Origin of the sequence: Rhizobium lentis (assembly GCF_017352135.1) — a bacterium.
Taxonomy (GTDB): domain Bacteria; phylum Pseudomonadota; class Alphaproteobacteria; order Rhizobiales; family Rhizobiaceae; genus Rhizobium; species Rhizobium lentis.
Window position 1 is genome coordinate 72,121 of record NZ_CP071456.1, and the last position, 19,253, is coordinate 91,373.

Consider the following 19,253-nt stretch of genomic DNA (forward strand, 5'->3'; position numbering starts at 1 on the left):
CAAACCGAGGAGATCAGCATGAACCCGATCAATTCCCGCTACGGCGCCGTGGCCGGCTCCCAGGCCGTCTTCGACGAGGGTCTGCGCCAGCATATGCTGCGCGTCTACAACTATATGGCTCTCGGCCTCGTCATAACAGGCCTCGTCGCCTTCATCGTCGGCTCGACCCCGGCCCTTTACGTCCCCATCTTCAGCTCGCCGCTGAAGTGGGTGGTAATGCTGGCCCCGCTCGCCTTCGTCTTCTTCTTCTCCTTCCGCATCCAGACGATGTCGGCCAGCACCGCGCAGATCACCTTCTGGGCCTTCTGCGCCGTAATGGGCCTGTCGCTCGCCTCCGTGTTCCTGGTCTTCACCGGGATGAGCATCGCGCGGACCTTCTTCATCACCGCCACGATGTTCGGCGCCACCAGCCTTTACGGTTATGTGACGAAGCGCGACCTGTCGCGCATGGGCTCTTTCCTGATGATGGGCCTGTTCGGCATCATCATCGCCAGCATCGTCAACATCTTCCTGGGTTCGTCCGCGCTGCAGTTTGCAATCTCGGTGATCGGCATCGTCGTCTTCGTCGGCCTCACCGCCTACGACACGCAGAACATCAAGGAACAGTATTCGGAAAACTACGATCAGGAATCGAACCAGAAGCTCGCCGTCTTCGGCGCACTCTCGCTCTACCTGAACTTCGTCAACATCTTCCAGCTGCTGCTCAACTTCACGGGCGAGCGGGAATAAAGACTGCGCTTCTGGGGGCAAAGGAAGCGCAAGAGCGCCTGGTCTGCAGTCTGTGACAGGATGGCGGATCGGGTGCTCACTGAAAGAAGACGGCCGGGCAAACGCCCGGCCGTTTCCTTTCAGATGATGCCCCAGGCACGATAGCGGCCCCGGCCGGTGATTTCACGGATGCCCATCTCGTTGACGAGATTCAGCGCACCGCGCGGCGTGATGCTGAGATGGCGGGCGATCATCGCTGCCGAGACCATCGGCCGTGACAGGATGAAATCGGCGAGCTCCGGCAGGCTGCTGTTCGACCGGCGGCCCCGGAACCGCAGTTCCATCTGTGTGCGTGCCAGGGACAAGCGATCGATTTCCTTGAGACCGGCGGTAGCACCCAGATGCATCGCCTCCAGAAAGGCCTGCAGGCGTGTCGCACGATCGCGCGCCCGGCGACGCTCGTGGCGCACCAGCTTCAGCCCGCCGTAAAAGGAAAAGAGATGCGAGGCGATCTTGCCGCGGGCACGCAGATAACTTGCGACCAGGAGACCGCCAAGCCAATGCTGCCGCCGCAACGGCTCGATCCTGTCCCACGCTTCGAAAAGGATAACGGCGCCAAGCACCGGCGGCAGGCCGTCGGCCAATGGCAGCACGCCTCGCCACTCCGCAAGCCGCTGTTCCTCGTCCCATTCCTCGTCACCCAGCAGGCCGAGGGGATCGTCGCTGCGTCGCGCCGGAGAAACGGCCGCCGCCTCGCTTGCCGGCACCTTGCCGGTATGAATGTCGATGAGCCTCTGCGAGCGGGCAAGCAGCGCATCGATCTCCGCCATCTCGGCAGCGAGCGGCCCGTTATCATCTTCGGCCTCTTCATCGCTCTCGATCGCAACCGCGTGACCGTTCACCTCCTGCGCTTTCCCCTCCCCTTCCCCCAGTGTGGCGGTCAGTGCGGCCAGCCCCGAAGCGCCGAGCGCCCAGGAGGGTTCGCCGGTCCAGATACGCCGGCGCGCCCGCAGCACGGAATGGGCAATCGTCAGTTCGTGGCTCGGAGCGCGACTGTCCATATGTGCATCGTGCAGAACAAGGTCCTCGACATGCACGAGTTCGCCGGCCACCCAGAGCGCGCCTGCGGCATCGAAGAAATGGCTGCGCTCGGCAAACCCCTCACCGATGGCCGACCGCAACACTCGCTCATCCAGCCGCGCCAACGCATCCTCCGCTGCCGCAATCGGAGGAAGCAGGGTTTGAAGTAACGGACCGTCAATATCGTAGCGCATTGTTAAGCTTTGCGGTTTTTCACAAATGGAAGTGAAATAGAAGTTCTCTTCCGTCATCTATGACATGGTTAATGACTTCTTTCAACGAAAACGGGAGGAGGAGCGCCCAGAAGCGCTCGCCTGCAGTACCCGCACGGTCTCGGCCGGTATGAAAGCTGGAACGCCTTGAAGCTCAGCATGTCCTTCTAACACCCACAGCTGGCGCGGAGCTTTTCGACGGCCTTCACCCGGTATTGCGGGCCATCGGACCATTTGCCCTCAGCAGCGCCATCAGCATCGGTCCGAGCGAGAACTCGCCGCGCTCCGCCCGTCGCGTCAGATCTCGAAGGTAGCCGCCGGCCGAATTGATATGCCCGCCTCTTTCCAGGATGCAGGCGATCACCGAGGCGGCATTTTCAGGTCCCATGACATCGCAGGCCTCCTGATAAGCGCTCGGGCTGACGCCAAGAGTGGATCGAACGATCACGGCGGCCGACATCAGGTCCCGCCAGCTGCTAATTCCGCCGCCCGGTCCATAAGCGACGATTTCGGGGCAGGCCTGCAGCACCATGGCGAGGGGGAAAGATTTCGGCGGCTCCCGCCGTGGCTGCGGTTCCTCCGCCGGCTTTGCGCCCTGCTTCGTTTCGAAGCTTGGTTCAAGTTCAGAGATGAGGTGTGGGTTTGAATTATGTATGTGCCGACCGTTTTGGCTATCATTGGCGTCTGTTTTTCCTGTTTTCGTCTTCGTTTCCAGCGTCTTGACGACCAATGCGCGGAAGCCTTCGAGATCCTCCAGCAGGTTTTCCATCTCGGCGGCCGAGGGGCGGCGCGGCAGGCTTGCGATGACGAGATTGAAGTGCTTCTGCATCTCGGTCCATTCGCCGGCGATTTCCTCTACCAGCGCGATCTCGATCAGCTTGGCAATGTCGCGCCGGCAAAGCGTCAGCCGCTCCCTCAAACGCTTCCATTCAAGCCTGTCGGCAACCACCTGTGCCGCCTGTGCTTCGATCTCACCGGCGCGCGTCAGCAGCGGCGCCAGGCTGAAACCATAGGCCTCTCCAAGCCCGCCCTCGCCGTTGCGACGGGCGAACCGCTTTCCATTCGGGCTGTCCCGCCGGATGATCAGACCGGCTTCCACCAGCATCGCCAGGTTCCGCCTGAGCGTCGTGCCGGCCATGCCGTGGGTGCGCAGCGACAGCTGTGCGTTTGAGGGAAAGACAACGAAGCCGTTGACCTCGGCAATCTCATTCTTCGGATAAAAGGTCAGCAGCGCGTTGAGAACAGCCAAAGCACGATCAGACACGCCGATCCTATCCTTTGCTTCGCAGAGCGCGCGAAAGATCTTCCACTTGTCGACCGATGCGTCCGGATCGACCTTGCTGGCGCTTTCCTGGTTTGCCAGCATGCCAAGCGTCATCGATCGCCGCCCAAAAGGCGTCGATACATATTGAGGCTCCATGTCCCTCACCTTTTTCAAGGCAAAAGAAATCTCACCATCCGAAAGGATGCCAAAGACGCTTGACAGTGATTCGAGGAAGTGCGATTCTCAGATTGTCCAGATATGAGAAAGGCTTCCGCGGCGGCAACGTTCGGAGGCTTTTTTCTTTTGCGGCCTACTCTCCTGCTTGCAACTTGCCGGCCCGATAGGCTTCGTAAAGCTCATCGAGACGGCGTGAAATGTAAGCGCCGAAATCCGGCGCATCGCCAGTTTTCAACGCGATCGTGAAGGAATTGCCGGCGCTCTTGATTCGGCCGGCGATCTTGCCGCCGCTCTTCGGCTTCCAGTCATATTCGGTCGGTTCGGGCTTGGCCTCTTTCCTGGCAAGCTCGGCAATCAGAAGCTCGAAACGACGGTCGCTCTCTTCCGCCATAAAACCTTCTGAACCGATGAGCTTTGCAAGCCGCGCGGCCGTCATCCCGTTCCAATCCTGGGCGAGCGCCATCCACTTGCGACGCCCGATTCCGGGCGCGGCTCCCACCGACCTGATGATGTCGGCCGGAATGGCTTTGGCGACCGAGATCAGCTTCGACAGTTCCGTCTTGTCGGTCGACAGCGCCTTCATGATGACGGGACGCTCGAACCCCTTGAGCTCGAGATTGAGGGCAAAGACAGCGCGCTCAATGTAGGAAAGGTTGCGACGGGCCGAATTCTCGATGCCTTGGGCGATGACGACGTCGGTATCATCGAGTTGACGAACAATCGCCTGCACCTTCCGCCCGAGCAGCTTGACGGCTTGAAGGCGGCGGTGGCCGTAGGCGATCTGGTAGCGGCTTTCATCGCTGGGATGGCGACGAACGAGAACTGGCACCTCTTGGCCGTTCTCGGCAATCGACTGCACCAGCTCGTCTTCCATATCGAGCGGCTGGTCGGCAAGGCGGTCACGCACGAAGGAGGAATCGATCAGATCGGGATCGAGCTCGACGATCCGCTCCCCGGAAAGCAAGGCCTCCTGCATCGCCCTGCTCTCTTCCTCCATCCGGCCAAGCGTCAGCGCCATGGTCCGGACCGGCCCGGCCGAACCGCGCGATGACGGTTCATCGTAGTTGGCCGCGGCCAACTCCTGCGCCGTGTCGTCGAAAAGGCCTTTGAGACGATCGCGTCTGCTCATGTCCGCCCCCAGGCCTTGTGAATGCCGGCCAGCACCTCGCTGTTGGCGGCAGTGACCGATTCCAGCGCCCGGTCATAGGTCGAGCGGCGCACCTGCCCCTTCTCGATTTCATAGAGCGTCTGTTTGGTCAGGCCGGCATCGGCGATCGCCGTCGATTTGAGAATGGTCGCCGTCAGCACGTCGTCGCCGAACAGGCTACGCAACAGCGCGACGATCTGCGACTGCGGCGCGTCGAAGGGTTCGTGACGGGTGACGATATATTTGATGAAATCGTGCTGCAGATCACCGCCCGCCCTGCGCACGACCGAAAGCAGATCGGAAGTCATCAGCAGGAACTGCGACATCGAGGCAACGTCGACCATCTGCGGGTGAATGGTGATGAGCAGTGATGTCGCGGCGCAGACAGCGCCGAGCGTGAGATAACCGAGTTGCGGCGGGCAGTCGATCACCACGACGTCGTAATCCGCCTCGACCTCGGCAATGGCGACGCCGACGCGGCGGAAGAACAGCTCGCCCGCTCTCTGGCGATCATTGAGCGCGCGCGGCGTCTCATGTTCGAATTCCATCAGTTCGAGATTGCCCGGCACCAGATCGAGCCCGTCGAAATAGGTCTTGCGGACGATTTCCTTGAGCGGCTTGCGGGCGGCATCGTAGCGAATGGCGCCGTAAAGCGTATCGCCGTCGGCAAGATCGAATTCCGGCTGCACACCCAGCATGGAGGAAAGCGAGGCCTGCGGGTCGAGATCAATGGCAAGCACCCTGTACCCTTCCAGCGCCAGATACTGGGCCAGATAAAGCGTCGTCGTCGTTTTGGCCGAGCCGCCCTTGAAATTGGTAACGGCGACCGTCTGCAGCTTCTCGCCGGGCCGTCGCCAGGGAAGATAGGAAAGCGAATCCTTCGGCTTGAGCTTTGCCATGTAATGACGCAGCTCATTGATCTGACCGAGCGTATAGGAGCGCCGGCCATTCTGGGAAAGCTCCGGCTGAGGACCCTTGCCATCCAGCGACAGCTGACGAAGATACCCGTCGGACACGCCGATCATCTGGGCGGCTTCGCCGGAGGAGAATGTGCGCAGCGTCTTCTGCGCGAGCGGCGGAAACAGTTTGTCGCGAAGCAGTTTCAGCTGCCGCGAAAGCTGGTTCGCATGCCGCTCGATCCGTACATCTGTCGTCGATACGCTAATGTTGTCCAAAACACCCAATCCTTTTCGATGCGCTTTTCTGTCAACATAGCGTCAAAAAGCGTATCGAAAGTGACACGATTCGGGATTTGCAGCAACAATAGGGCCTTAGCGCCATCCACAGGCTTGGTTGGCCGCGGCCAACTCCCCGCCACCGCCCTTGCGAAGAGCCGGTATTTTCGGCAAGACCGCCGGGACTCGTGAGGAATATCTGTTTTGAAGCACATCAATATCATCGGCATCGGCACAGGCAATCCGGAACATCTCACCATCCAGGCGATCAATGCGATGAACGCCGCAGACGTGATTTTCCTGCCGCTCAAGGGCGCAGGCAAGGAAGACCTGGCCGAGCTCCGGCGCCATATCTGCGAACGATACATCACGCGCCCAGACATCAGGATTTGCGAATTCGATGTGCCGCAAAGGCAGACGGCAGACAGAACCTATGCGCAAAGCGTCGACGTCTGGCATGGTGAGATCGCCCGCATCTACAGTGAGTTGATCCGCGATCTCCCGGAGGGCGGCAGCGGCGCATTTCTCGTCTGGGGGGACCCCAGCCTCTACGACAGCACGATCCGCATCATCGAACGCGTGCGGCAGCAAGGCAGCCTGGATTTCGACCACAGCGTCATTCCCGGCATCACCAGTATTCAGGCCCTGGCGGCCAGCCACAAGATTCCGGTGAACCTCGTCGGCAAGCCGGTCGAGATTACCACCGGGCGCAGGCTGGCGCGGAACGGGCTTCTCACCGACAGTACGGTCGTCATGCTCGATGGCGAACAGGCTTTTGCCAAGATCGACGATCCCGATGCTGAGATCTTCTGGGGCGCCTATCTCGGCACCGAAGATGAAATCGTCCGGTCAGGACGGCTCGGCGATATTGCGGATGAAATTCTGACCCTGAGGAGCGAGGCGCGAAAGCGGCATGGCTGGATCATGGACATCTATCTCCTGCGCAAGGGACGCGATTTCGAGGAATAGCCGGCAGGAACCATTTCGATGACGCTTTGCCGCGCCGGCTGCGATCATGTAAGAAATGGCCAGAGGATCGAGAATGAGCATTGAGGCCGCAACGGCGATCGACAGCACAGGCGAGACGGACCGTCATGGCAGCCCGGCGGCAAGAATGCCGAGACGCGGCGCCTGCCCTGCCCTTGCCGCGCCCATGCAGACCGGCGACGGCCTGCTGGTGCGGCTGCGGCCGGCCGGCGGCGCGCTCAGCCTCGCGCAATTCGAAGCACTTGCTCGCGCGGCGGCCATGCATGGCAATGGCATTCTGGAAATTACCGCGCGCGGCAATCTGCAGATCCGCGGGTTGCGGGTCGAGACCGCTGGGCCACTTGGCGGCGATATCGATGCCGCGGGCATCATCGTACTGGACGGGCCGGCGATCGAGATATCGCCGCTGCACGGGATCGATCCGGAAGAGACAGCCGATCCGGCCGCACTGGAGCGGGCCTTGCGCAGCACGCATTCCGGCCTGCTCGCCTCGTCGCGGCTCGCGCCGAAACTGTCGATCGTCGTTGACGGCGGCGGCGCATTCGGCCTGTCGGCGTTGTCTGCCGATATCCGTATCGTGGCACAGGATCATGCGCATTGGTGTGTCGCGATCAATGGCGATGGCCGGACCGCGACGCCGATCACGATCGGTCCTGCAGGCTTGGCGATATCGGCCGTTGGCGAAATTCTAAGCCTGCTCGTCGCCCTCGGGCAGGGCAGGCGGGCACGCGATATCGATCCGGCGCTTCTGCTGGCGCGTTTTCCCGGCATGGGCGGCATTCGGCCGGCTCCGGCGCTTGCCGGGAAGATGCCGCTTTGCGGCCTGCACAGGCTTGCCGACGGCACGTCAGTGCTCGGCGTCAGACCGCAATTCGGGCAGATGACGGCGTCCGACCTGACCACCCTCCTCGATTGCGCAAAGGTCCGCGGCGCCACAGCCGTCCGGCTTGCCCCTCGTGGTTTCTTCTTCCTCGGTCTTGGCGCAGAGACATGGCCGGCGATACAGGCTGTAGCCGCCGGACTTGGCTTCAGCGCGGCAGCGGGCGAAAACAGCGAGCATATCGCCGCCTGCGCCGGCGCCGGGGCCTGCGGCTCCGCCTTCTATGAGACAAAACCGCTGGCGCGCCGCATCATGGCCGCAGCGCCCATCCTGCTCGACGGTTCGCTGACCCTGCATCTGTCCGGCTGCGCCAAGGGTTGCGCTCACGCCGGCCCGGCACTGACCCTGACGGGCAGGGCAGGGGGTTACGACCTCATCCTCAACGGGCTTGCGGCAGACGCGCCGGATGAACGGATCGCTGGCGGTCGGATCGATTTCGCTATAGAGAGGCTCGCCCGCACCGTTGAAGACAACAAAGGCGCTGGCGAATCGGCCGCCGCCTGCCTTACACGGCTCGGGACAACCGGCGTTTCGAAGGCGCTGCGACAGGAATAGGAATGCCAGACTACGATTATATCCGCAGCGGCGACGCGATCTACGAGCGTTCCTTTGCCATCATCCGCGCCGAGGCCGATCTTTCGCGCTTCACCGAAGATCAGGCCGAAATCGCCGTGCGCATGATCCATGCCTGCGGGCTGGTCGCGGCGGCGGAGCATTTCGTCTTTTCCGCCGATTTCGTCGGTGCGGCGCGCGAGGCGCTGAAGGGCGGCGCGCCGATCTTCTGCGATGCGGAAATGGTGTCCCAAGGCGTGACCCGGGCACGGCTGCCGGCGCTGAACGAGGTGATCTGCACGCTGCGCGATCCCGCCACACCGGAACTTGCCCGCAAGATCGGCAACACCCGCTCGGCCGCCGCCATGCACCTTTGGCTCGAGCAGCTCGGCGGCAGCATCGTCGCCATCGGCAATGCGCCGACCGCGCTCTTCCATCTGCTTGAACTCCTGCGCGACGGGGCGCCGAAACCGGCGGCGATCATCGGCATGCCGGTAGGTTTTGTCGGCGCTGCAGAATCGAAGGACGCGCTGGCGGAGAATTCCTATGGCGTTCCCTTTGCCATCGTCCGCGGCCGGCTCGGCGGCAGCGCCATGACGGCGGCCGCCCTCAATGCACTGGCGAGGCCTGGCCTATGACGACATCAGGCCGTCTCATCGGCGTCGGCACTGGCCCTGGCGATCCGGAGCTCCTGACCCTCAAAGCCGTGCGTGCCGTCGAGGCCGCTGATGTCATCGCCTATTTCGCCAAAGAGGGCAGGGGCGGCAACGGTAAGGCGATCGTCGAACCGCTGCTGAAGTCCGGCGTGACGCTGCTGCCGCTCTATTATCCCGTCACCACCGAGATCGACAAGAACGACGAACGCTACCAGAGCCTGATTACTCAGTTCTACGACCGATCCGCCAGCGCCGTCGCCGACCATCTCGATGCCGGGCTGACGGTCGCCGTCCTCAGCGAAGGCGATCCGCTCTTCTACGGCTCCTATATGCACCTGCATGTCAGGCTTTCCCAGCGCTACCCGACGGAAGTGATCCCCGGCATCAGCGCCATGTCGGGTTGCTGGTCTCTGGCCGGCCTGCCGATCGTCCAGGGCGACGACGTGCTTTCCGTACTGCCCGGTACGATGGCCGAGGCCGAGCTGACACGCCGCCTTGCCGACACGCAGGCTGCCGTCATCATGAAGGTCGGCCGCAATCTGCCGAAGATCCGCCGGGCGCTTTCGGCGGCCGGCCGGCTTGCGGAAGCCGTTTATGTCGAACGCGGCACCATGGCGAATGCGGCGATGGAAAAACTCGCCGACCGGAGCGACAGCGATGCGCCCTATTTTTCCCTGGTGCTGGTGCCGGGCTGGGAGGGCAGCCGATGAGTGGCAGGCTTTTCGTGATCGGCACCGGCCCCGGCAATCCCGAGCAAATGACGCCGGAAGCGCTGGCCGCCATCGATGCGGCGACGGATTTCTTCGGTTACGGACCTTATCTCGACAGGCTGCAGCTCCGCCACGATCAGCTACGGCATGCCTCGGACAATCGCGAGGAGCTCGACAGGGCAGGGGCCGCACTCGCCATGGCGGCGGATGGCGCCAGGGTTTGCGTCGTGTCTGGCGGCGACCCCGGTGTCTTCGCCATGGCGGCCGCCGTCTGCGAGGCGATCGAGAATGGGCCGGCGGCCTGGCGCGCGGTCGATCTTACCATCCTGCCCGGCATCACCGCGATGCTGGCCGTGGCGGCAAGAGCAGGCGCCCCGCTTGGCCACGATTTCTGCGCCATATCGCTATCCGACAACCTAAAACCTTGGGATATCATTGAAAATCGCCTTGAAGCGGCGGCAAAGGCAGGCTTTGTCATCGCCCTCTACAATCCGATCAGCCGGGCGCGACCCTGGCAGCTCGGCGACGCCTTCAAACTGTTGCGCGGTCATCTGCCCGCAGCGACGCCGGTTATTTTCGGGCGGGCGGCCGGGCGTCCGGACGAGCGCATCGCCGTACAGCCGCTGTCGGAAGCCGATGCTTCGATCGCCGATATGGCGACCTGCGTCATCATCGGCTCGGCCGAGACACGAATCGTCAAGCGGCCTGGCAGGCTTGACCTCGTCTATACGCCACGTTTCATGGCCGGGGGGAACAGGTGATCGATTGCCACCAGCGCCGCCGCGACAGTTTGGACCGCCTTCATATCGGTGGCCGGCGCGCGCTCGACCATCATCACTTCAATGCCGAGCAGGCGTGCCGCCTCGATCTTGGCATAGGTGGCGGCGCCGCCGCTGTTCTTGGCAATGACGGCATCGATATTGTGCCGCGTCAGCAAGGCGCATTCACTCTCCAGCGTGAACGGACCGCGATCCAGGACATAATCGGCATTGGCAAGCGCAAGCGGCGGTTCGACGGGGTCGACGCTGCGGATGAGATAGCGGTGTTGGGGCGCGTCTTCGGCATGATGCGCGCCCTGCCGGCCGGTCGCCAGGAAGACATGGCGGGGGGAGGGACCGAGCGCCTCGATGGCAGCTGGAATGCTCTGCACCTCGCGCCAACGATCGCCCGGCAGTCGCTGCCATTCGGGACGGCGCAGCGCGATCGCGGCAATGCCGGCAGTTTCGGCGGCCAGGGCGGCATTGGCGGAAATGCGCTCGGCAAAGGGATGGGTGGCGTCGATCAAGAGGCGATAATCGCCGGCCTTGAGGAAGTCGGCCAGCGCCGCCGCGCCGCCGAAACCGCCGATGCGAACCGGAACCGGCTGCGCGGCCGGTTTTTCCGTGCGCCCGGCGAGCGACAGCAGCACATCGCAATCATCCCGCAGCGCCAGCGCTTCGGCGAGCAGGCGCGCCTCGCTGGTGCCGCCAAGGATCAGGATGCGGGGTCGTCCCATGGCTGATGTCTCTCCCGCCGATAAGCGCTGGCTGACTATTATCGGGATCGGCGAAGATGGTCCAGACGGGCTGGGCGAAGAGGCGCGGAGGCTGATTGCGACCGCACCCGCCGTCTTCGGCGGAGAACGGCATCATGCGCTTGCCGCATCGCTGATTTCAGGCGAAAAGCTTTCCTGGCAGAGCCCGTTCGAACGCTCGATCGATGCTATCCTCGAAAGACGCGGCACGCCGGTCGTCGTGCTCGCCTCCGGCGATCCGTTTCTCTACGGCGTCGGCGCAACGCTTTCCCGTCGCGTCGCGGCACACGAGATGCGCACCATCCCCGCGCCATCGGCCTTCAGCCTTGCCGCCTCCCGCCTCGGCTGGCCACTGCAGGAGGTTGCGACGCTCTCGCTGCTTGGAAAGCCGATCGACCTGATCCGGCCGCATCTGCACCCCGGACGGCGCGTGCTGGCGCTGACCTCCGATGAGAAGGGGCCAGGTGAGGTGGCTGCCCTGGTGACCGCAAGCGGCTTCGGTCAGTCGCGGCTTACCGTGCTGGAAGCGCTTGGCGGCCGCCGGGAACGACAGCGAAGCACTGCGGCGGCGGATTTCGCCTTCCGCGACATCGATCCCCTGAATATCTGCGCGCTCGACATCGCGGCAGGGGAGGGGGCACGCATCCTGCCTTTCGCCGCGGGCATCGAAGACGCGCTCTTCGAGCATGACGGGCAGATCACCAAGCGCGAAATCAGGGCGATGAGCCTGTCGGCGCTGTCGCCCCGTCATGGAGAACTGCTCTGGGATATCGGCGCGGGGTCGGGATCGATCGGCATCGAATGGATGCTCGCCGATCCCAGCCTGAAGACGATCGCCATCGAGCAATCGGTCGAACGGGCGGCGCGGATCGCCCGCAACGCCTCGGCTTTCGGCGTGCCGCATCTGGCCGTCGTCGAAGGCGTGGCGCCGGGCGCGTTGCGGGGTCTGCCGGCGCCCGATGCGATCTTTCTCGGCGGCGGCGGCAGCGAACCTGGCGTGATCGAGGCCGCGCTTGCGGCGCTGAAGCCAGGGGGCCGGCTTGTCGCCAATGCCGTGACCCTGGAGATGGAGGCTATGCTGATCTGCGAACATGCGAAGCGCGGCGGCTTCCTCACGCGGATCGAAATATCGCGCGCTGGAGCCCTCGGAGACATGAGCGGCTGGCGGCCGGCCATGCCTGTGACGCAGTGGCGCTGGACGAAAGGATAACGGAATGACGGTGCATTTCATCGGTGCGGGGCCGGGTGCTGCGGATCTGATCACGGTGCGCGGCCGCGATCTGATCGCCCGATGCCCGGTCTGCCTCTATGCCGGTTCGATCGTCTCGCCCGAACTGCTGCAATATTGCCCGCCTGGCGCGCGCATCGTCGACACGGCGCCGATGTCGCTCGACGACATCGAGGCGGAATATCTGCGCGCCGCAGCCGCCGGACAGGATGTCGCCCGCCTGCATTCCGGTGACCTTTCGGTCTGGAGTGCGGTGGCCGAGCAGGTGCGCCGGCTGCAAAAGCACGGCATCGCCTTCACGATGACACCGGGCGTCCCGGCCTTTGCCGCAGCGGCCTCAGCACTTGGGCGTGAACTGACGATCCCTGCCGTAGCGCAAAGCCTGGTCCTCACTCGCGTTTCCGGGCGGGCTTCACCGATGCCGAACGAAGAGACGCTCGCCAAGTTCGGCGCGACGGGCGCCACGTTGGCGATCCATCTGGCGATCCACGCCCTGAAGCAGGTGGTCGACGAATTGACGCCGCTCTACGGCGCGGACTGCCCGGTCGTTATCGTCGTCAAGGCCTCCTGGGCGGACGAACGCATCCTGCGCGGCACGCTCTCGGATATCGAGGCGAAGGTTGCGGCCGAACCGATCGAACGCACGGCGATCATCTTCGTCGGTCCATCGCTCGCGGCGGAAGATTTCCGCGAGAGTTCGCTCTATGATCCGGCCTATCAGCGCCGGTTCAGGGGCAGGGAATAGGCTAAAAAATGGCCGCGCTGGCGGCGCGGCCTCTCGGAAAGAACAGCAGGGCGTGTTGGCTCGGCTCTCAGACCCGCACGTTGAGATAATCCATGCTGGCGCGAAGCGCAGCGGCCGGATCCTTGACCGCATGGACTTCCGCCGCGAAGGGTTCGAAGGAGAACGGTCCCTTATAGCCCGCCTGCAGCAGCGCCTTGATCTGCCCGACATTGTCGAGGCGGTCGTCGCCGTCCACGAGCACGCGATGGGAATCGCGCATGTCGGCAACGGAAACGGAAGGATCGCTGACGCCCGAGATGTGCACGAGACCAGCGAGATCAGGGAAGGTCGCCGTCTCGCCGGCAAGGTGATGGTGGAAGGTGTCGTGGACGAGCTTGAAGGTCGATTGCGCGCCGAGCTCCGTGATCGCCTCAGCGGCCTCGGTCTTCGAGCGTAACGAGCAGATCTCGAAACCGAGCGGTTCGACGAGGCCGATGATGCCGGCTTTATCAAGCATCGGCTTGAGGGCTGTCAGGGACTGGCGCAGATTGGCCTGCCGTTCGCCGTCGGCGCAGCCGGTGCCGTCGTTCTTCGGAACGAGGACGAGCGCCTTGGCGCCGCAGGCGGCGGCATAATCGATCAGCTCCTGCGCTTCCCCAGCGCGCGTCTCATTCCATTCGTTGAAGCGCTGCAGGGCGTTGATCGAAATGATCGTCAGGGCGTGACGGGCGGCCGCTTGCCTGATCGCCTCGGGTTTGGCGCCGTCAAGAATAGCGTTGCCGGAAAGGTCGTTGCGAATCTCAACCGAATCGATGCCGAGTGACTTTGCCAGCGCAAAGAAATCATCGACGGCAAGCGATGGCGCCGCCATGTGGTTGAGCGCAAAGCGAATCGAAGTCATGATTGATATATCCTCCTCATCTCCGCGTCGCGGCGGAGCAGTTCCTCGTCGATGGGCGAGCGAATCTGTATCCGAATTCCCCCGGCAATCCATCTGTCAACGTCGGCTCCGACCTTCATTTCTGAAAGAATTTCCAACGGCATGATAGAATTCCATCATTTCTCAAATATTCTCTGAAATGTGAATGTCGAAAGGCAGGAAGAACTGTCCGGGAGCAACCGTTTCGCAGTTCTTGATAGCGCCCGTCATCAGAACCATCAGTTCCTTGCAGAGTGTGGGCAGGGGTGTGCCGATCGCCATGGCGACGATATCGTCGGCGAGACCAGCTTTGCTGTCGGGCGTCAGCTCATTAACCACGAGAACAATCCTTCCGCCGAGGTTCTCTTCACGGATCGCGGAAATCGCACCTTCCATGCCCCCGCCGCAGACATAAATGCCGACGAGATCGGGATGTTTCTGCAGCAGCGTCAGTGTGGCCTCGTGCGTGATCTCGGGCGTATCCAGGTTGATCAGCGTGTCGACGACGTCGAACTCCGGTGCGTTTTCGCGAAAGTAGGAGCGAAAACCGATCTCGCGCAACTCATGCCCGTGGAAGCGGTGGCTGCCGACGAAACAGGCGACTTTGCCGGGCACGCGCGCTGTCTTGGCGATCGCCCAGGCGGCAGTGCGGCCGACCTTACGGTTGTTGACGCCGATATAGGCATTGCGCACGCCCGACGCAAAATCGGAGAGCAGCGAGAAGACCGGAATGCCCTTCTCCTTCAGTTCCTCAATGGCGGTCGTCACTGCAGGGTAATCTGGAGCGACGAGAGCAATGGCCTGATTGCGAGCACCAAGCGCCCTGAGCTTCTCCACGATCGCGGCCGGTGTCGAGGCTGACGGGAAGTCGATCTGCGCCTGGATCCGTGCGCTCGTCACCGCGCGCGCTGCGGTTTCGATCTCGCGCGCAAAGGCCTGGTAGAAGGGCTGCATCGGCTTCTGCAGCAGAAAGGCGAGCCTGTATTGCGGCAGATCCTCGAAGACCCGCTGCCTGATCAAGCCGACGGCGTGATAGCCGATCGACTGGGCCGCATCATAGACCCGCCGCGCCGTTTCCTCCCGCACGCGGTGGCGGCCGTTGAGAACACGGTCGACGGTGGCAATGCTGACGCCTGAGGCGCGGGCGAGATCGGATATGGTAGGTCGGCGCATCGATGCTCCTGACGGACTTCGATCATGAATGCAAGCCATTCATGAGGGTTTCTGATAGATTATATCAAGCCTGCATTGAGCGCTATCGGAAGTCAACCTATTCTCCCGGCCAAGGCATAGCGGGAGGCGGATAATGGCGACCCAGACAAAGAAACGTGACTACGACCTGCTCGGCGAAAGCGGCCGCGCCGCTGTCGAAAATGGGCTGGCGGCAGCCGAATGGTATCACACCGACATCCCCCGCAAGGAGATGAAGGCGCTGATGCAGCGCTCCGATGCGCCGGCGATCCGTGACACGGTGATCTGGCTCGGCAGCATGCTGGTCTTTGCCGGGCTCGGCATCTATTTCTGGGGTTCCTGGATCGCGCTGCCCTTCTTCCTCGCCTATGGCGTGCTCTACGGCTCGGCTTCCGACAGCCGCTGGCACGAATGCGGCCACGGCACCGCCTTCAAGACACGCTGGATGAACGACGTCGTCTACCAGATCGCCTGCTTCATGATCATGCGAAATCCGGTCACCTGGCGTTGGAGCCATGCGCGCCACCACACCGATACGGTGATCGTCGGCCGCGATCCCGAGATCGCCGTCATGCGGCCGCCGGATCTCTTCCGGCTGGTGCTCAATTTCTTCGGCATTCTCGATGTCTGGTTTGCGATGGTGGACATGTTGCGCAACGCCTTCGGCGTCATCAGCGCGGCGGAAAAGACCTTCATTCCGGAAATGGAGCAGCCGAAGGCGATCCGCATCGCCCGAATCTGGCTGGCGATTTACGTCGTCACGATCGTAGCTGCCATCGCCATGGGTTCAATCCTGCCACTGATACTGATCGGCCTGCCGCGCCTCTACGGCGCCTGGCACCATGTGCTGACCGGGCTCCTGCAGCATGGCGGCCTTGCCGACAATGTGATCGACCACCGGCTGAACAGCCGCACGGTCTACATGAACCCGATCAGCCGCTTCATCTACTGGAACATGAATTACCATGTCGAACATCACATGTTCCCGATGGTGCCTTATCACGCCCTGCCCAGACTGCACGCGATGATCAAGCACGACCTGCCGGCGCCGAATCCGTCGATCTGGTCGGGATACCGCGAGATGCTCCCGGCTTTCCTGCGCCAGTTGCGCAACGAGGATTATTTCCTGAATCGGGAACTGCCGGCGACCGCGCGGCCCTATCGCGAGGAATTTCACAACGAACTGGCCCCGGCGGCGCAATAATCACAATCGAGGGAGGATAAGATGAGCGGAAACTGGATCGAAGTCTGCGGCAAGGACGAGATCGACGAAGAGGATGTCATCCGCTTCGATCATGGCGGGCGCACGTTTGCGGTCTACCGCAGCCCGGACGACGAATATTTTGCGACCGACGGGCTCTGCACGCATGAACATATCCATCTCGCCGACGGGCTTGTCATGGATGAAATCATCGAATGTCCGAAACATAACGGCCGCTTCAACTACAAGACGGGCGAAGCCAAGGGCGCTCCGGTCTGCGTCAATCTCAAGACCTATCCGGTGAGGATCGAAGGCGACACCGTCTTTATCGCGGTCTGAGGGAGGCTGATGTGGCTCACTTCGTCATCCTGGGTGCCGGTGAATGCGGTGCACGCGCCGCTTTCGCCTTGCGGGAAAAGGGCTTTGACGGCGAAATAACGCTTGTCGGCGCCGAGACGCTTCATCCCTACGAGCGGCCGCCGCTTTCGAAGGCCGCCGCCGCCGATGCGAGCGACCCGAAATTCATCGCTGCGGCGGAAAAATACGCCGAAAGCGGCATCCGGCTGATGACCGGCCTGGAGGCGAAGAATTTCGACACGGCATCGAGGACCGTCACACTTTCCGACGGCACGGCGCTCTCCTATGACAAGCTTCTGCTGGCGACGGGTGCGAGCGCCCGATCTTTTCCCGGCGCGCCGGCGAACAGCCCGCATATCCGCTCGCTGAGGACGCATCACGACGCGGCAGCGCTGCGCGATGTGATGAAGCCGGGGCGGCACATCGCCATCATCGGCGGCGGGTTCATCGGACTCGAACTTGCCGCAACGGCGCGCCTGCACGGCGCCGACGTCATCGTCATCGAGGGACTCGAACGGGTGCTGAAGCGCGGCGTGCCGGAGGAGATCGCCTATCTCCTGACTGAGCGCCACCGCGCCGAGGGCGTCGATATCCGCTGCGGCGTCTCCATCGAGACCCTGACCGAAGAAGGCGGCAAGGCCGTCATCAAACTGTCGACAGGCGAAGCGATTGCGGCCGATCTCGCTCTCGTCGGCATCGGCGCGCGGCCGAATGTCGACATTGCCGAAAGGGCTGGGCTTGCGATCGACAACGGCATCGCCGTCGACAGCCATCTGCAGACGTCGGCACCTGATGTTTTTGCCGCCGGCGACTGCTGCTCCTTTCCGCTCTCGATCTATGGCGGCCGGCGGGTGCGGCTCGAATCCTGGCGCAATGCCCAGGAGCAAGGCACATTGGCCGCGGCCAACATGCTCGTTCTCGATGAAGCCGTTTCATCCGTGCCGTGGTTCTGGTCGGATCAATATGACCTGACGCTGCAGATATCAGGCCTTGCCGAGGGCGCCGTCACCCATCAGCGCCGGGAACTCGGCGCCGGCGCCTTTATTCTTTTCCACCTGGACGCCGGCGGACGGTTGATCGCCGCGAGCGGCATCGGGCCGGGCAATGCGGTGGCGCGCGACATCCGTCTCGCCGAAATGCTGATCGCCGCCGGCGCCCGTCCGGATCCGGCGGCGCTGGCAGCCAGCGACATCAAGCTGAAATCGCTGTTGGCCGCCTGAGCCGCACCGACATTTTAAAGGAATTGATGATGAAGAAACATAAGCGTGCGACCGTCGCCGATCTGCTTGCGGAAAAGGGCAAGCGCCAGTTCACCATGCTGCGCGTCACCTCGCTCGAGGAGGCGGAAGCCGCCGAAAAGGCAGGGATCGACATCGTTTCGGTGCCGCCATCGCTGCTCGGCCCGCTGTTTCGTGAGATCGCGCCCACGCCCTTTGCCATTCCCGGGCTCGAATATGGCGACCACGTCTCGGCGGAGGACTATCTGCGCGCCGCCTTCGCGGCGCTGAAGGCCGGCGGCGATGCGGTCTATTGCGCCGCCAGCCTGCAGATAATCCGGCGCCTCCGAGATGAGGGCATCCCGGTCTGCGGCCATCTCGGGCTGATCCCGTCGAAGGCGACCTGGACGGGCGGCTTCCGCGCCGTCGGCAAGACGGCGGCGAGCGCGGCCGAGATCTGGCGGCAGACCAAGGCGCTGGAAGAGGCCGGCGCCTTCGCCGCGGAAATCGAAGTCGTGCCGGGGGACGTCGCAGCCGCCATCAGCCGCAACACCTCGATGCTGATGATCTCCATGGGGGCGGGCGGCGGCTGCGATGCTCAATATCTCTTCGCCGACGACGTGCTCGGCGCCAATCGCGACCACTATCCGCGTCACGCCAAGGTCTATCGCAACTTCGCCGCCGAACATGACCGGCTGCAGCGCGAACGCATCGCCGCCTTCACCGAATTCGCCGCGGACGTCAGGACCGGCGCCTATCCGGAAAGGCGCCACTGCGTCGGTATCGACGAGGCCGAGTTGAAGACTTTTCTGGATCGACTGAAAAGCGAAACGGCCCATGGCTGAAGGTCGGCTGGTTAGCGCTTTTTCTTCTCCCCGCCGGCTTTCCCCCTTCTCCCCGGCGAGAAGGGAACCGCCTGCGTTCTGGCAAATCTTTACCCATCTTTACGGTCTCTTTGCGCTGCTTAACGCAATCGGCGGTACGGTTTTCCGGGGTCGGGCGATTCGCCGGATATCCTCCGTAGAGAGGAAAATGTTTCAGGTGACGATTACTTGGGAAAATCGAAATCAAATCAAGAATCTCGTTGAGCGAATACGAGAAAACGTGGATGAACTCGGCAACAGGTTGCGTGAGGTGCAGAGGCGTGAGCGCCTGACCCAGGAAGATGTTGACGAGTGCGTCAGGCTCCTGACGCTCGGCGGCGTGCTGCTTGCTGAATTCCAGCAAATAGACGCGGTTTGTCCGCAGACTATTGCCTCCGCCGTGAAGGCAGCCCATCCGTGTTCGTGGCTGGCCCTGCAATACCTCTGACGCCGCCGAACAAAGCGGTCCTATCGCGCATCTGACGAGCCAAT

Annotated in this window: 20 protein-coding genes; 13 read left to right on the forward strand and 7 right to left on the reverse strand. The window is 62.8% G+C overall.

The genetic code is table 11. The features are described 5' to 3' along the window. Positions 1-18 precede the first annotated feature (18 nt). Positions 19-729, forward strand: a complete 711-nt coding sequence (locus J0663_RS26655) for a Bax inhibitor-1/YccA family protein (protein ID WP_207245794.1) — start codon at positions 19-21, stop codon at positions 727-729. A gap of 119 nt (positions 730-848) precedes the next feature. Here J0663_RS26655 and J0663_RS26660 read toward each other — a convergent pair whose 3' ends face one another. From J0663_RS26660 to repA, 4 genes are all read right to left on the reverse strand, one after another. Further along, positions 849-1,982 carry an RHE_PE00001 family protein gene (locus J0663_RS26660; protein ID WP_207245795.1) on the reverse strand — a complete coding sequence of 378 codons (1,134 nt, stop codon included), beginning with the start codon at positions 1,980-1,982 and terminating at the stop codon, positions 849-851. A 223-nt stretch (positions 1,983-2,205) separates the two neighbouring features. Continuing rightward, positions 2,206-3,420, reverse strand: a complete 1,215-nt coding sequence (gene repC / locus J0663_RS26665) for a plasmid replication protein RepC (RefSeq protein WP_207245796.1) — start codon at positions 3,418-3,420, stop codon at positions 2,206-2,208. A gap of 154 nt (positions 3,421-3,574) precedes the next feature. Continuing rightward, complete coding sequence (gene repB, locus J0663_RS26670) at positions 3,575-4,570, reverse strand: plasmid partitioning protein RepB (RefSeq protein ID WP_207245797.1); 996 nt, start codon at positions 4,568-4,570, stop codon at positions 3,575-3,577. Next, positions 4,567-5,763, reverse strand: coding sequence for a plasmid partitioning protein RepA (gene repA / locus J0663_RS26675; protein ID WP_207245798.1), 1,197 nt, complete (start codon positions 5,761-5,763; stop codon positions 4,567-4,569). Before repA ends, repB begins: the two co-directional genes overlap by 4 nt. A gap of 204 nt (positions 5,764-5,967) precedes the next feature. Here repA and cobF point away from each other — a divergent pair, with 204 nt between their 5' ends. From cobF to J0663_RS26700, 5 genes are all read left to right on the forward strand, one after another. After that, positions 5,968-6,732 (forward strand): precorrin-6A synthase (deacetylating), encoded by a 765-nt coding sequence (gene cobF / locus J0663_RS26680; protein WP_207245799.1) that lies wholly within the window; start codon positions 5,968-5,970, stop codon positions 6,730-6,732. Between the two features lie 73 nt (positions 6,733-6,805). Continuing rightward, positions 6,806-8,185, forward strand: a complete 1,380-nt coding sequence (gene cobG / locus J0663_RS26685) for a precorrin-3B synthase (RefSeq protein ID WP_207245800.1) — start codon at positions 6,806-6,808, stop codon at positions 8,183-8,185. A gap of 2 nt (positions 8,186-8,187) precedes the next feature. Further along, positions 8,188-8,820, forward strand: coding sequence for a precorrin-8X methylmutase (locus J0663_RS26690; RefSeq protein ID WP_207245801.1), 633 nt, complete (start codon positions 8,188-8,190; stop codon positions 8,818-8,820). After that, complete coding sequence (locus J0663_RS26695) at positions 8,817-9,548, forward strand: precorrin-2 C(20)-methyltransferase (RefSeq protein ID WP_207245802.1); 732 nt, start codon at positions 8,817-8,819, stop codon at positions 9,546-9,548. The genes J0663_RS26690 and J0663_RS26695 overlap by 4 nt, the downstream gene beginning before the upstream one ends. Continuing rightward, entirely contained in the window at positions 9,545-10,309 is a 765-nt protein-coding gene (locus J0663_RS26700; protein ID WP_207245803.1) for a precorrin-3B C(17)-methyltransferase, read from the forward strand. Before J0663_RS26695 ends, J0663_RS26700 begins: the two co-directional genes overlap by 4 nt. On the opposite strand, the gene J0663_RS26705 is transcribed toward J0663_RS26700, so the two are convergent. Next, the gene (locus J0663_RS26705) at positions 10,273-11,043 is read right to left on the reverse strand and encodes a cobalt-precorrin-6A reductase (protein WP_207245804.1); all 771 of its coding nucleotides are present in this window, start codon (positions 11,041-11,043) and stop codon (positions 10,273-10,275) included. The two genes, J0663_RS26700 and J0663_RS26705, sit on opposite strands and share 37 nt — an antisense overlap. Here J0663_RS26705 and cbiE point away from each other — a divergent pair. Together cbiE and cobM are read left to right on the forward strand one after the other, a co-directional pair. Then, positions 11,042-12,271 carry a precorrin-6y C5,15-methyltransferase (decarboxylating) subunit CbiE gene (gene cbiE / locus J0663_RS26710; protein WP_207245805.1) on the forward strand — a complete coding sequence of 410 codons (1,230 nt, stop codon included), beginning with the start codon at positions 11,042-11,044 and terminating at the stop codon, positions 12,269-12,271. The two genes, J0663_RS26705 and cbiE, sit on opposite strands and share 2 nt — an antisense overlap. A 4-nt stretch (positions 12,272-12,275) precedes the next feature. Next, positions 12,276-13,034, forward strand: a complete 759-nt coding sequence (gene cobM / locus J0663_RS26715) for a precorrin-4 C(11)-methyltransferase (protein ID WP_207245806.1) — start codon at positions 12,276-12,278, stop codon at positions 13,032-13,034. Between the two features lie 67 nt (positions 13,035-13,101). On the opposite strand, the gene J0663_RS26720 is transcribed toward cobM, so the two are convergent. Next, on the reverse strand, positions 13,102-13,914 hold the full coding sequence (locus J0663_RS26720) for a TIM barrel protein (protein ID WP_207245807.1): 813 nt from the start codon (positions 13,912-13,914) through the stop codon (positions 13,102-13,104). A gap of 162 nt (positions 13,915-14,076) precedes the next feature. Then, positions 14,077-15,105: a LacI family DNA-binding transcriptional regulator gene (locus J0663_RS26725; protein WP_207245808.1), complete on the reverse strand. Its 1,029-nt coding sequence runs from the start codon at positions 15,103-15,105 to the stop codon at positions 14,077-14,079. 133 nt (positions 15,106-15,238) lie between these two features. Here J0663_RS26725 and J0663_RS26730 point away from each other — a divergent pair, with 133 nt between their 5' ends. From J0663_RS26730 to J0663_RS26750, 5 genes are read left to right on the forward strand one after another with little or no spacing between them, the layout of a single operon-like run. Then, entirely contained in the window at positions 15,239-16,327 is a 1,089-nt protein-coding gene (locus J0663_RS26730; protein ID WP_207245809.1) for a fatty acid desaturase family protein, read from the forward strand. 21 nt (positions 16,328-16,348) lie between these two features. Next, positions 16,349-16,663 (forward strand): MocE family 2Fe-2S type ferredoxin, encoded by a 315-nt coding sequence (locus J0663_RS26735; RefSeq protein WP_207245810.1) that lies wholly within the window; start codon positions 16,349-16,351, stop codon positions 16,661-16,663. Between the two features lie 11 nt (positions 16,664-16,674). Then, positions 16,675-17,901 carry an NAD(P)/FAD-dependent oxidoreductase gene (locus tag J0663_RS26740; RefSeq protein ID WP_207245811.1) on the forward strand — a complete coding sequence of 409 codons (1,227 nt, stop codon included), beginning with the start codon at positions 16,675-16,677 and terminating at the stop codon, positions 17,899-17,901. 26 nt (positions 17,902-17,927) lie between these two features. Continuing rightward, positions 17,928-18,743: a 3-methyl-2-oxobutanoate hydroxymethyltransferase gene (locus J0663_RS26745; protein WP_207245812.1), complete on the forward strand. Its 816-nt coding sequence runs from the start codon at positions 17,928-17,930 to the stop codon at positions 18,741-18,743. After that, positions 18,736-19,209, forward strand: a complete 474-nt coding sequence (locus J0663_RS26750) for a hypothetical protein (protein ID WP_207245813.1) — start codon at positions 18,736-18,738, stop codon at positions 19,207-19,209. The genes J0663_RS26745 and J0663_RS26750 overlap by 8 nt, the downstream gene beginning before the upstream one ends. Positions 19,210-19,253 lie beyond the last annotated feature (44 nt).

Bases quoted from the DNA above. Each gene is read 5' to 3' on its own strand.
- J0663_RS26655 (WP_207245794.1), top strand. From the start codon at position 19: ATGAACCCGATCAATTCCCGCTACGGCGCCGTGGCCGGCTCCCAGGCC.
- J0663_RS26660 (WP_207245795.1), bottom strand. From the start codon at position 1,982: ATGCGCTACGATATTGACGGTCCGTTACTTCAAACCCTGCTTCCTCCG.
- repC (WP_207245796.1), bottom strand. From the start codon at position 3,420: ATGGAGCCTCAATATGTATCGACGCCTTTTGGGCGGCGATCGATGACG.
- repB (WP_207245797.1), bottom strand. From the start codon at position 4,570: ATGAGCAGACGCGATCGTCTCAAAGGCCTTTTCGACGACACGGCGCAG.
- cobG (WP_207245800.1), top strand. From the start codon at position 6,806: ATGAGCATTGAGGCCGCAACGGCGATCGACAGCACAGGCGAGACGGAC.
- J0663_RS26690 (WP_207245801.1), top strand. From the start codon at position 8,188: ATGCCAGACTACGATTATATCCGCAGCGGCGACGCGATCTACGAGCGT.
- J0663_RS26695 (WP_207245802.1), top strand. From the start codon at position 8,817: ATGACGACATCAGGCCGTCTCATCGGCGTCGGCACTGGCCCTGGCGAT.
- J0663_RS26700 (WP_207245803.1), top strand. From the start codon at position 9,545: ATGAGTGGCAGGCTTTTCGTGATCGGCACCGGCCCCGGCAATCCCGAG.
- cbiE (WP_207245805.1), top strand. From the start codon at position 11,042: ATGGCTGATGTCTCTCCCGCCGATAAGCGCTGGCTGACTATTATCGGG.
- J0663_RS26705 (WP_207245804.1), bottom strand. From the start codon at position 11,043: ATGGGACGACCCCGCATCCTGATCCTTGGCGGCACCAGCGAGGCGCGC.
- cobM (WP_207245806.1), top strand. From the start codon at position 12,276: ATGACGGTGCATTTCATCGGTGCGGGGCCGGGTGCTGCGGATCTGATC.
- J0663_RS26720 (WP_207245807.1), bottom strand. From the start codon at position 13,914: ATGACTTCGATTCGCTTTGCGCTCAACCACATGGCGGCGCCATCGCTT.
- J0663_RS26725 (WP_207245808.1), bottom strand. From the start codon at position 15,105: ATGCGCCGACCTACCATATCCGATCTCGCCCGCGCCTCAGGCGTCAGC.
- J0663_RS26730 (WP_207245809.1), top strand. From the start codon at position 15,239: ATGGCGACCCAGACAAAGAAACGTGACTACGACCTGCTCGGCGAAAGC.
- J0663_RS26735 (WP_207245810.1), top strand. From the start codon at position 16,349: ATGAGCGGAAACTGGATCGAAGTCTGCGGCAAGGACGAGATCGACGAA.
- J0663_RS26745 (WP_207245812.1), top strand. From the start codon at position 17,928: ATGATGAAGAAACATAAGCGTGCGACCGTCGCCGATCTGCTTGCGGAA.
- J0663_RS26750 (WP_207245813.1), top strand. From the start codon at position 18,736: ATGGCTGAAGGTCGGCTGGTTAGCGCTTTTTCTTCTCCCCGCCGGCTT.